We start from the raw sequence: 12,189 nt of genomic DNA on the forward strand, positions 1-12,189 counted from the left end.
GAGATAACTCATTAAGCGCGTTAGCCACATTTAAAGGAACACTCAGTGGCGGTGATCCTGGATCGGAATTATCAAAATTCCCGGCAATATCTGTAATAATATCTAGTATTTTTTCTAGTTTCTCTTGGTTAAATTTCGGCATTGTTGGGCAGCGACTTGCATTGTAAATATCTTCCTCCTGCATCTGTTTTGGTTTAGTCATTACTTCAGGAATGTATGAATAAGGCATAAGTGGTGACCTCATGATTAAGTTTATGTGAGTGGTATAATTAAAATTGGAAGTACGGAAAGCACAATGGCATTCCGCGATGAAAGTGGTCAACTTGCTCTGCCATGCTCCCGCAGGGCAAGTTGTCTTGGTTCATATATATTTGGTGTCAATTTTTGATTTTGAGAAACTCAATCTTCAAATTGCTGCCGCGTCCATCAACTGAGTGATGTTTGCTGAACCAAGCATGTCGAGGTTGCTGGGTATAAGCATGAAGACTCAGTAAGATGGGTGAAAATACCAGCCAAAACTGGTGTACCCCCCGGCAAACTGCGTGAAATTCACAGAGAGGCCGAAATCTGTCTGTCGGGGAAGGGGTCTTTGTTTGTTACGTAACGGGGAAGGTAGATGGAAGCTCAATGGATCAAGAGGTGCTTGAGATATTGAGCCTACTGAAATCAAAACATATTACGAGAGACCATGGTGACTGGCGTTTTACAGCAATAGCGCCATCAGGTTCTCTCTGTAATGAGATAAGTTGGATAACGCACCCGCTCTCCAACTTACTCGTGATACGACAAAAGACTATTTCTCTTCTAGAACCTGAGTAATCGCCGCATCTAACTTGTCTTGGATTTCTTTAGACAAACGCCCGAACTCATAAGAGAAATGACGGCCCTTCACGCGCTTGCGGGCAAACATGCCTTTGCTGTCGAATTGGGCGAGGGGAGTGACTTCCGCTTTGTCTGTCTCTTTGTTCGCTTGTGCAACTTTTAGCTCGGCTTTGATCGCCGCAACAATGGCGTCTTTCTGATCTTCCAGCGAATATTCAGCCTGAATATTGACAAGACTTTTCTCAATTTTCTTCACGAAGCCAGCAATCTGTTTTTTATCATCACAGCTCTTCATCACCTTATCGAGCAAGACATAGTCTGGATGTGAAAGGGTATTGACAACTGGAAATAGCTTCACCAGCTTCTCGTCGATACTGGCCGCTTTGATCGCTTTACTTACGCCAGCTTGGCTAAGCCCAACTTGTTTCGCTATCTCAGCCTGAGTCATTGCTGCGTTTGCCGATTTGATGGCGATACACTGTTGCCCAATCTCACGCAGATTGTGTTCTTTAGCCGTTTGTAGCTGCTTAGCAAGGGCCTTAGCATCACTGACGGAGATGTCATCCTGAGTAACAAGGATACGGAACGTTTTGACGCGGCCTTGTTGAAGTAAAAACCAAGCACGGCGTCGAGATCCGTCTAGCACATCAAGCTTACCATCGATCTCTCGACCAACGGCAGGATAGAACTGTTGAAACGCCAGTGAATTCAGATCAGAGAGGGACTCTGCAGTAAGCAATGACTGATCGCGTCCATTCACATCGAAAGTCACAAAGGTTTCATCACGAACCTGTTCGTGTGACAGTGTCACTTCATTGAACGTGGCTGTGTTGCCTGATGCCAACTGCCAAACCATGCTCTGGCCGACAGATTCAAGACCAAACTGTGCTTGCAAGAACTCGACGGCATTGGTGCCGGCTTTATTCAATTCTGCCGTCAGCTGCTGCGTTAATGTCGTCAGGTTCGCCTTAGCTGCTGATTGCTGCGCTTGTTGAGAACCTGGTGCATTACCTAAAGGGCTACCGCCGCGTTTTTTCGCCATTATGCTTGCTCCTGTTCACGCCACACATTCAGAATGTCACGCTGAATTTGACTGGTTACCTCATACCCGTTTTGTTGCGCCGTTTGGAACGTCGATTTACTTTTCGGGTACTCGCTCTTTGACATATCAAAAACGGTCGAGAGTAGGGAAGAGGCTTGTCTGATGGCTTCGCTGTGTTTGAACTCCTTAGAGTACAAGTAAGGTGCAAAGTGATCGTAAAGGCTGTTCATCAACTCCGTTGTGGTCGAGCTATCGCGATGGTTGGTAAGCAAGATCTTCATAAAATCGTAACCATCATGATTGGCATTATCCAATAGCGCCCATACTTGCGGAATGTAGCTGAAATATGAACAGGTCGCATCGATGTCGTTTTCTGTAATCGACAGCGGGAAGACCACGCTGGTTGCGGCAAAGTAGGCGTTGTAAGTCGCGTAGCCCAGTGATGGCGGTGTATCGATGATGATGATGTCGAACTCATCTTTTACAGCATCAATGATCTCAGCCAAAATAGAGTAGGGGGAGGGCAATGTATCGCTGAAGACTTGTTCATGGAACCAACCTTCTATTGCTCGGTCACTCTGCGCCGCTGGCAAAATACGCAAATTTGGGATAGTGGTTTCTAGGAACGCCTCAGATACCGCTTGCTCAAGTGTCTCGTCTTCATCCAAATCAAAGTTACGCATAATGAGATCGCCCACTGACAGATTGCCTTCCTGGTCTGCTTCTGGTGCGTAATACATAGAGAGCGTCGCTTGGCCATCCATATCGATTAAGCCTACACGGTACTCTTGATGGAACTCGGTTGCTAAACCCGATGCAACAGTGGCGGCAGAAACCGTTTTACCCACACCGCCTTTCTGGTTTTGGATCACGATGACTTGCGTTGATTGCTGTTCGCTCCGTGAAAACCTTGGTTCTTTACGCAACCCCTCTGGTAACAAATCACGGACACGATACATTTCCGCAATATCAATCGACCATTGCGAATCTTCATGACGACGAGGATCAATCTCTGCTGCCGTGACGTATTTATCCAGCGTTTTAGCATCGATACCTAAGTAAGCAGAGGCCTCTGCACGGGTAAAGTTACGTAATTCTTTACGATGATTCGCCAGTAGGCGCTGGTTGCGGCGCTTGATGTATGCGTCGGCACCTTGCTTAAGGGATTGAAAGTGTGACGTGGTTTGTTGAGTATCCATTTCTGTCTCCATATAGGAATTAGAAATAGTATATCCCTTAATTTTTAAAGTGTGTAGCTAAAAGTGGTGGAATTGGATGTTTTTTGTCTGTTCTCGCCTTATCACACCGCTGACAAACTTAGCCATTGTTCTTGTGTATTGTGCATTCTAACTCCACGTTAAATGGCGCCTAATCTAAATGATGTTCAAGCAGACCTTAACCTTATTTTTGATACCAAAGACCTAGATTGTGACAGCCTTATAAGATAAAAAAGCAAGAAACAATACGATTTCTAATGAGGGTAACTGTGTAAATCTTTGATTTTCCAGTTATCCACATTCGCTATAAGGATCTATATTGACTATTTAAAACTATAAAGACTATGAGATCTATAAAAACTATAGTGGGTTTAAGGTATTGAAACAAATGGCTTTTTTTGTGTTTGACGATCCTTTTTTAGGTGTTTAAGTAACACCATTTAGGTGTTGATGATCTTTTTTTAGGTGTTAATGATCATCCTACAGGTGAAAGAATGACATCATTTAGGTGTTGATGATCGTATTTAAGGTCTATAGGTAACCTATTTTAGGTCAATGACTTGCGAATATAACCAATACCTGTCGATTGCCCGTTATTTACTACTTAAATGGGGCTGCTGGTTTCTTAGATGACCTATTTTAGGTGATATGTCGACAAAACACCTAGAACATGTCCTCTAACAGAGGAACACGACCTTATTTTTGTCATCAATAAGATGCTCACACCTAAAAAGTGTCATCTAATAATCAGGGTTATCGCTGATGTCCGATAATGTCTCTATTTTATCAAGCAAAGATTCAATGTCGTTGTGGTGACCACTCTCGACGTCTCGGTCTAGATGACGCTTTGCTAGGCTTTCCTCCACTTTTAGAGCATGCTTTTCTTTGCCTACGTAGCGGTACGCCATCGCTAATGCCTCTAGTTCAGCCTCAGTCAGCTTGATGTTATTTTGCAGGCGTTTAAGCTCAAGTTCTCGGATCGTTTTTAGAGCATCGTGTTGGTTTAGCTCTTCAGCCGTCCCCAGTTTTATCCAACGAAATAGGAATTTTATCCCGGTAATGGTGCGGCCTTTTTTGATGACCTCAAACCCCTTTTCTCCACTTTCTCCTTCTAAGAACAGGAGTTCTTTTCGTATTTGTGGATGTTCAGTGAGCTCTTTGATACTTTCTCGAATGCAGCGTTTCATGAAGACACTGTTGTTTTTAAAAGAACTTTTATCCTTCTTAAGTTTGCCTGCCTCATCAAGCAAGCCAAATACACCTTTTAATTCTTCGAGTTTCTGTTGGTGCATTTCAAAGCCTTTATCTTTAAACCGACTCAGTAACTCATAAAGGCGCTTGGAATATTCTTTTTTTACATCAAAGAAATTTCGAGTGTTAATCAGTGCAAAGCCCTGGTTGTACTCGATGTACTCAGATTTGAGCATGTCATTAGGTACCATGGTTAAGGTACCGTTTTTGTAAGCGATGTGTTTGAACAGCGGGCGGTAGTCAAACTCAATGTCTCCTTTTCCCGTTTCTACTTTTATGCCGATCTTTCGGCTTGCAAGACGGTTAGCGACGGGGCTTAAATTACTTCCTATATGTTTAGACTCAACCCCTAACCACTCAGAGAGTTGGTGTGAGGTGAACTCATAATGAGGGGTACTGCGCTCCCAGTCGTTCGCTTTCATATGTGCGATCATCAAGGCAAACATGTCTGCTTCGCGGGCGGAGAGATCTTGGCGGCTAAAGACGAGCTGATGCCCTTTCTTTATATGTTTCGGTAAGTTATCGCTTACTACTGGGTAAAAGTATTCTTCATCACTCATACCACACTTCCTTAAAATGACACAATCTAGGTAATTATGACATATTTTAGGTGTAGTGGTAGCCTAATCACCTAAATGTTGTCATTAATTCGATATGTCATTGATATACCCAAGAAGGCTTAGCGAAAGTATCGGTAGAAAAGTGAAGGGTGACGCTGTCACTAGTTAGTGTTCTTATGTCTAAATCTCGTACAGGTTAAGTGACGTTACGTTAAATAAATGGCACATTTATTCCTACAAATTTATTTTAAAGGCTTAAATTTATCATTTGTAAAATCTTCTTTTTTATACGCTATATTCGGTTTAGTCTTCATGAATTCTAGATTCTCCGGAGGAATTGTAGTTGTTGCAAAATGACGGGCATCGTCACCAACTAAGTTACACTGTTGATTTAATAGCTGCCACTGACCTTCTGATATCTCTGAAAGCCAATGATTGATAATTTCTTCTTTATTCATAGAGTAAATACCTGGTTTTAATAGATGAAAGGTAGTCCATATAACATTTAGCAGTGGTAGCTATTGATTTCACTGGCCTAAAATAATTTGGTAAAGGTGAATGGCACCAAGAAAACATAAAGTTAACGGAAAGCGCAGCTGGAAAAAGCGCACTTTGCTATTGGTGATGAACATATTACCCATGGTGCGATATTGACGAAAAAAGACAGAGTGGGTTGAGTAAGGCAACAAAGCCTTAATAAAAACAGCGAGCCCCGTATCTGCATAAAATGGGCCTTGAGCTTGTTACTCTGCCGTTACAAAAGACTGGGTATTTTTGAACGTTCCGTTTCCAGAATAACTTGGTTTAAGATCTTTATCGTTCGGATTGTTCGGGTTTACTGCTGGCATAGTTACGGCTAATTTAGCGGTAAACTTACTTCCCACCGTAATCACTTTTTTGCCATTAAATGTATGATCTGCTATTTGATCGGATGCCAAGCCATCAATGGTTAAAGTGCAATTACCTGCGGTTTGGAATCTACCTGCTTTATACGTACATGATAATTTTACATTACTTTCATCACCATCAATGCAAACCTTTTCTCCTAATATTGTTGCGTGCCCACTCCCCGTTATTGTTGGCGGTGGTGAAAGTATAGTTGCTGTCGCTGCTCCAAAAGTTGATTGAAAAATAACCTCATCTCCATTGATAACTATATATTTACTCATATTTGGTCACACTTATTCATCATGTTAAAAAATTGACAATATTCTCAGATTCATCGGCATGTTTTGTGTACCGAAGTTCGCAGTGTTATGAACGATGCAATGCTTCTTGGCCTTTAAATAACAAAAGGACTCACTAAAGAGCGAGTCCTTGTATCAGTTAGCTAAATGAACTTAACTGATGTTCTTCCATACCGGATGCTCACCTGGAACATCACCTTTAGTCCAGTATTCAGACCTCCAGGTGCCACCATCGTGTGACACTTTCGCATTGCTATTATAGGCGACAGCGATGTCCCACGGCATCACAACATCAGACAGTAACGCCCACTCATCGGCAGCTTGGCTTGGCTCCACGCCTTGAGTCCAGTATTTTGCTCGCCATACCAGTTTATTAAAGCTGACGATATCACCTGTGTTGTAAATCGTGCTCTCATTCCATGCGGCGTGTTCGCCAGCATCAGGATCGGTTATTTCATCGCCGCCGTTGTCGCCGCCGTTGTCACCGCCGTTGTCGCCGCCGTTGTCGCCGCCGTTGTCACCGCCGTTGTCACCGCCGTTGTCGCCGCCGTTGTCGCCGCCGTTGTCGCCGCCGTTGTCGCCGCCGTTGTCGCCGCCGTTGTCGCCGCCGTTGTCGCCGCCGTTGTCGCCGCCGTTGTCGCCGCCGTTGTCGCCGCCGTTGTCGCCGCCGTTGTCGCCGCCGTTGTCGCCGCCGTTGTCGCCGCCGTTGTCACCGCCGTTGTCGTCGGTGCCCTCGCCGTGACCTAATCCCTCATGCAGAGCATTGAGCAGATCACCATTATCGGCATCAATTTCCCATGAGAAAACACCACCAAGTTGATTTTCTACGGCATATTTTGCTTTATAAGTGACTGCACGAGGTGTGTCATAAGAAATCAACTCACCCGTACTCTTATTCCATTGGTAAGAGGCTTGTGCAGCTTCATCGTAACCCGTTTCCCAGCCTGCTCCAGAGTGGTTATCTACGATATCACGGTAATCAAGTACGCCGGCTTCCCAAGTACCGTTGATCATATCTGTTGCTTTGCCGGACATTGGATTATTGCCCTGATAATCGTGAACACCTTGCCAACCTCGTCCATAAAATGGCGCACCGATAATGATCTTTTTAGAGTCAACGCCTTGAGCTAACAGGGTCTTCATGGCCAGGTCAACGGTGTGCTTAACCTCTGGTTTATGACTCGCTTCGTACATGCCAGATTGGTGACCTAGTGTGTCCAAATCCCAGCCGCCAAACATGTCATAGTTCATCACGAAAATATGATCCATGTATTGCTGAGCTTCTTTATAGTCAACAAGGTTAATCGACTCTTTTGCTGTGCTGATTGCTGACGATAGCTCAAATTGACGGCCTGTTTCTTTTTCTAGGTCATCAAGGAGTTCACGCAGTTCTTTCATCAGGGTTACATAGGTTTGTCCATCTGTGTCTTTGTTGCCCAGGTTTGAGTTTGCGCCATTACCACCCGGGAATTCCCAGTCAATATCAACGCCATCGAAAAACTTCCAGGTCAGAAGAAATTCTCTGACCGATTCAAGAAATACTTTGCGATTATTGACGTCATCGAAGAAGTAGAAAGGGTCAGACAGCGTCCATCCACCTATGGAAGGTAAAATTTTCAAATGTGGATAAGCTTGTTTCAATGCCATTAATTGACCAAAGTTGCCGCGGTAAGGTTCACTCCAATCCTCCACACCAGGCTGAGGTTTATCGATGGCTGCCCATGGGTCATGAATGGATAATTCGAAATCCTTTTGGCCAGCTGTCGATTTTTGTAAATTTTCGAAGCTGTTTGGGATCGTTTTTAGACTGTCATTAAGTCCGTCCCCACCTACCATAGGAATAAAACCATAGAGAATATGAGTAAGGTTTTGCGCAGGAATATCATCAACCGTGAATTCGCGAGCATAAATGCCCCATTCAACAAAATACGTTCCAACCACTTTATTTGTGGTGTTTTTATACGGCTTATTATTTTCTCTGAGTTCTGTGGCTAATGGTGCTAAATGGCTACCATCAGTATCACAGACAAGTACCTCTTGAGCGTTACTTGTACTCGAACCGTATTCATTACTGACTTCAACGGTCATCGCATATCTGCCGCCTTTTGAAACTTCAAAGTTGGCTTGCGTTTCGTTTGTCCCCTGCCAAACCACAACATCATCGAGCAATACTCTAGATTGCGTCACCTCACCAGAATACACCGCCCAACTAACCGAGACAGTAACGGCGTCATGGCGTGCTATAACGATATCTTTGTAGCATTGTCCCGATTTATTAATCTCAGTCAGTGAATATACAAAATCACCCCATTCAATACTCGGGGTGCCAGGCTTGCGGCTTTTAATGTAATAATTGTTTGTGTTCAAAATGAACTCCTTTTTATTCTACTAAGATTATCTGGATTAATATCCAGAATGGTGATGGAAATATGAATTAAATTATTCGTAAAAAACCAAGAAACAGCGTTATTTATCGCAAAACTAATTCTTCTAACTAGCTTTATAACTAAACCTGGTTAAAAGTTGGAAAAACATAGAAACATTATCAAATATGTAATCTGATTTCGTAGTGGATAAGGAAGGAATAACGCTAAGGTTTACTTAATTATTTTTTATTTTATCTATCGTGCCCTCAATCATTCCTCCGGCAAAATAAAATCCAAGAATCAACATGACTGGACTTACCAAGGATGAAGTCATTATTTTTTCGATTGCATTGATTTGTGTTGTTATATCAACAAAAAAACTCATGACGATTAAAAGAGTAAGAATAGTCAAAAAAGTAAAACAAAACATTATAGCCAATAAACGTTGTGCGATTTTATAAGGTTCATATGCTTTCAGTATCTGTTTTTTTTGTACCGCCTTTTCCTCATCTGTGTAAAATGAATCATCTATCAAAGAAATACCTTTGCTCACCATTTCTGATGAACCAAACAAATTATCAAATAACCACATATTTATCTCGTTTAAAAATTTATGAATGTATTTTACTTTTTATTGCTTACAACAATAATTTATGTCTAATTGGTCACTTTTTATCACCGTCATTTGTCGGTTTGCGCGTGCAGGCGTTTGTTTTGCCCAAAGAGAATCCAATCCTTCCATATAGGCAGTGTTCCAGTCCTTATTATTTAATGCGTCTAACATTTTTTTAAAGCCAAGCAACCCATTAACGCCCATTTGGTATGCCATTGAAATCAACATCGCTTGTCGATTTGGACCGCAACCTGTATACCAATCGTATCTGCTTAATGTTTTTGATAAGTGTTCGATTTCGACACTGCACCAATGCTCAGCGACTGAGATTGGACATTGAAAACAGTACTGATGTAAAGATGCCCCCTTAGGACCAATCTTTTGACCTATGCCAATCGTCGGGTACCCTTCAGAGCAATAGTATGGATCTTCAGAAAAACCTTCTTCAAATTTTAATACATTAAGTGAAATTTTATTTAATGACATTTCGTATGGCCTTACTATTTTAATAACTATAACTATAACTATAACTATAACTATAACTATAACTATTTTAATAACTATAATTGCAACGACTGAAGGGATTTTTATTGATCATTACCTGACTAAAATACAGACTCTATGATGGGCTGTTTTATTCATAATGTAGTCAAGTTTATGTGGTGTGGTTTTGCAAATGGATTTCAGGCTACCTAATTCCACAGCCCTATTATTATCTATCCAGCTTATAACGGTATCTACTACTTCTTTATCTGAAGTTTTACCCTTTAATGAGCGTTCAACTATGTAGAATGCATTTCTCGTCGCGAGACTTCTGTAGGAGTCTTCATGCAAAATTTGACTCTCAATAGAATAGCCACTCATCACAATAGGGACAAGAATAAGAATGATTTTACTAATTAAAACGCTTCTAGTTTCTTCAATAAGTGAATTTATATTTTTTGTCTCATGCATATACCAACCCTCTTAGCTAAATTCAGTGCTGTTTCTTTTTTTAGCTATTGCGGAAGTAAGAATCGATTTTTTTCTGCTAATTAACCCGGTGAATCTTGAGAAGATAATTATCCGACTGTTAATGTAAATTAACCACTGCTGTCGCTGATAAATAGAGATTAATTTTATCAGCGCTTTTTAATGTACTTACCTCTGAGGTACTGGACTATTCAGTAAGTTAGCTCAGCCAAGCGGATAGGTAAGGTGACTGAGTCGTTCAGCACCATGCGTGGCTTGTTGCCCAGGGATTGCAAAAAATGAGTTATCAAAGTTGACTGATAGGATAAACTTTCCAAGATTTCCTCGTAAAGGTCCAGTCTGTCATCCACCATTTCACCTCAATTTTGGAGTTATCAGTGATTGTTTGGTTGCGCCACTCCGCAATTTTAATGGGATCATCGAGGTCATAGTCATTAAATTCGCCAACAGTCCTTGTGGGTGATTTACCGTCAAGTTTGAGCACAAGATGACCACCGGTAGTAATGACCCCCACCCAAGCGCTATCTGTATTATATAAGTAGGCCCTAGTCCAACCTGATCGGCTAGTATGAAAAAATATAAAACCGGCGGTATCAGAGTGTTTAGCGAAATGGGTAGCCGAATGTGTTCTCGCCATCAAGCGTTTCCAGATCTGAATATAATCAATCCCTAACGTATCACCAGAACCGGTCAGCCCCTCACCGGCCAGTTTAGTTGACACTGTTCCATAATTAACCTTTAACGTATCACCATTATCGGTCAGCCCCTCACCGGCCAGTTTAGTTGACACTGTTCCATAATTAACCTTTAACGTGTCACCAGTACCGGTCAGCCCTTCACCAGCTAACTTACTTGACACTGCTCCATAATTAACCTTTAACGTATCACCAGAACCAGTCAGCCCCTCACCGGCCAGTTTTGTTGACACTGTTCCATAATTGATATTTAACGTACCGTTATTAAGATTCAGTCCATTGCCATAATTAACCTCTCTAACTTGCCCGGCTAAATCAATTAACTGGGCAAAATCTTCTTGCTGTGGAACTGCTCCTGCCATGAATTTCGGCTTTAAAGCACTAGGGTCTATTTTACTCATCATTGTCTCTCTTTAATGGTTTTGGTTAACGCGTTATAGAAATACCGCTGGGGCACTGGACTATTCATTAAATAAGGGGGATTGGGTCATATCCTGTGTGATTTCTTCTAGTGTAGTGTTGTCAACGCGTGCCACTATGTCAGTTGGCTCAGCCAAGCTAATAGTTAAGGTGACTGAGTCGTTCAGTACCATGCGTTGCTTGTTATTCAATGATTGCCAAAAATTAGTTATCTAAGTCACTGATTGCCCTTACAAGGCCTTGTTGCCAATTGTAGCCCCAATAACCACCGTATCGTACCATTCGTGCTTTAACTGTATCACCAACACTGACTGTTGCTCTTTCCCATATTGCATTTACCACCGGATTGAATGGACCGTCGTTAATTTGGCCGAAAAGCCTACTGCTGAAGCTGGGCGCACTTCCTTTAAGCTGTACCTCACCCTTATGTATACCTATATAATTATTTGGACGATCAGCTAAGTAAAAGGAGATTCTTACATGGGACGCAGTGGAACTAGGACCCTTATCATAACCGCGAATAAAACCGATAATAGGGCCAAGTTCAACATAATGAGTAGCGGAGTGTGTCAACGCCATCATTTTCATCCAGATTTTTCTATATTCAAGCTCTAATTGAGTACCTGTAGAATTAATCCCGTTTCCTGCCAGATTATTTGACACTTTGTTATAGTCGACACCTAGCTGATCGCTGTCGTTAATACTGAGCCCAGACCCGTCAACTTGGAGCTTTAATTTATTACCGCTAGCGGAAAGCCCCACACCGGCCAGTTTTGTTGACACTGTTCCATAATTAACCTCTAACGTATCACCATTATCGGTCAGCCCCTCACCGGCCAGTTTTGTTGACACTGTTCCATAATTGATATTTAACGTACCGTTATTAAGACCCAGTCCATTGCCATCATTAACCTCTCTAACTTGTCCGGCTAAATCAATTAACTGAACAAAATCTTCTTGCTGTGGAACTGCTCCTGCCATGAATTTCGGCTTTAAAGCACTAGGGGCTATTTTACTCATCATTGTCTCTCTTTATTGGTTTTG

The 12,189-nt window shown here is 42.1% G+C and carries 12 protein-coding genes; all 12 read right to left on the bottom strand.

What is annotated here, in order from left to right:
• Positions 1-229: hypothetical protein (locus AND4_RS14325; RefSeq protein WP_009843689.1), on the bottom strand; the 229-nt coding region annotated here is incomplete at its 3' end.
• Between the two features lie 564 nt (positions 230-793).
• Positions 794-1,864 carry a ParB family protein gene (locus tag AND4_RS14330; RefSeq protein WP_009843690.1) on the bottom strand — a complete coding sequence of 357 codons (1,071 nt, stop codon included), beginning with the start codon at positions 1,862-1,864 and terminating at the stop codon, positions 794-796.
• Entirely contained in the window at positions 1,864-3,063 is a 1,200-nt protein-coding gene (locus AND4_RS14335) for a ParA family protein (protein ID WP_009843691.1), read from the bottom strand. The genes AND4_RS14330 and AND4_RS14335 overlap by 1 nt, the downstream gene beginning before the upstream one ends.
• A 758-nt stretch (positions 3,064-3,821) precedes the next feature.
• Complete coding sequence (locus AND4_RS14340; RefSeq protein ID WP_009843692.1) at positions 3,822-4,892, bottom strand: replication initiation protein; 1,071 nt, start codon at positions 4,890-4,892, stop codon at positions 3,822-3,824.
• A gap of 242 nt (positions 4,893-5,134) precedes the next feature.
• A complete protein-coding gene (locus AND4_RS14345; RefSeq protein WP_009843693.1) occupies positions 5,135-5,350 on the bottom strand; it encodes a hypothetical protein in 216 nt (71 codons plus the stop codon).
• Positions 5,351-5,635: 285 nt separating this feature from the next.
• The gene (locus AND4_RS14350) at positions 5,636-6,061 is read right to left on the bottom strand and encodes a hypothetical protein (protein ID WP_009843694.1); all 426 of its coding nucleotides are present in this window, start codon (positions 6,059-6,061) and stop codon (positions 5,636-5,638) included.
• A gap of 171 nt (positions 6,062-6,232) precedes the next feature.
• Entirely contained in the window at positions 6,233-8,446 is a 2,214-nt protein-coding gene (locus tag AND4_RS14355) for a glycosyl hydrolase family 18 protein (protein ID WP_009843695.1), read from the bottom strand.
• A 234-nt stretch (positions 8,447-8,680) separates the two neighbouring features.
• Entirely contained in the window at positions 8,681-9,037 is a 357-nt protein-coding gene (locus AND4_RS14360; protein WP_009843696.1) for a hypothetical protein, read from the bottom strand.
• A gap of 39 nt (positions 9,038-9,076) precedes the next feature.
• Positions 9,077-9,544, bottom strand: coding sequence for a glycoside hydrolase family protein (locus tag AND4_RS14365; RefSeq protein ID WP_009843697.1), 468 nt, complete (start codon positions 9,542-9,544; stop codon positions 9,077-9,079).
• Positions 9,545-9,655: 111 nt separating this feature from the next.
• Positions 9,656-10,012, bottom strand: a complete 357-nt coding sequence (locus tag AND4_RS14370) for a hypothetical protein (protein WP_009843698.1) — start codon at positions 10,010-10,012, stop codon at positions 9,656-9,658.
• Between the two features lie 304 nt (positions 10,013-10,316).
• Entirely contained in the window at positions 10,317-11,129 is an 813-nt protein-coding gene (locus tag AND4_RS14375) for a hypothetical protein (RefSeq protein WP_043991701.1), read from the bottom strand.
• Positions 11,130-11,349: 220 nt separating this feature from the next.
• Positions 11,350-12,168 carry a hypothetical protein gene (locus AND4_RS14380; protein ID WP_043991703.1) on the bottom strand — a complete coding sequence of 273 codons (819 nt, stop codon included), beginning with the start codon at positions 12,166-12,168 and terminating at the stop codon, positions 11,350-11,352.
• Positions 12,169-12,189 lie beyond the last annotated feature (21 nt).

Source organism: Vibrio sp. AND4, from assembly GCF_000171815.1.
In the GTDB taxonomy this organism is placed as follows: Bacteria; Pseudomonadota; Gammaproteobacteria; order Enterobacterales; family Vibrionaceae; genus Vibrio.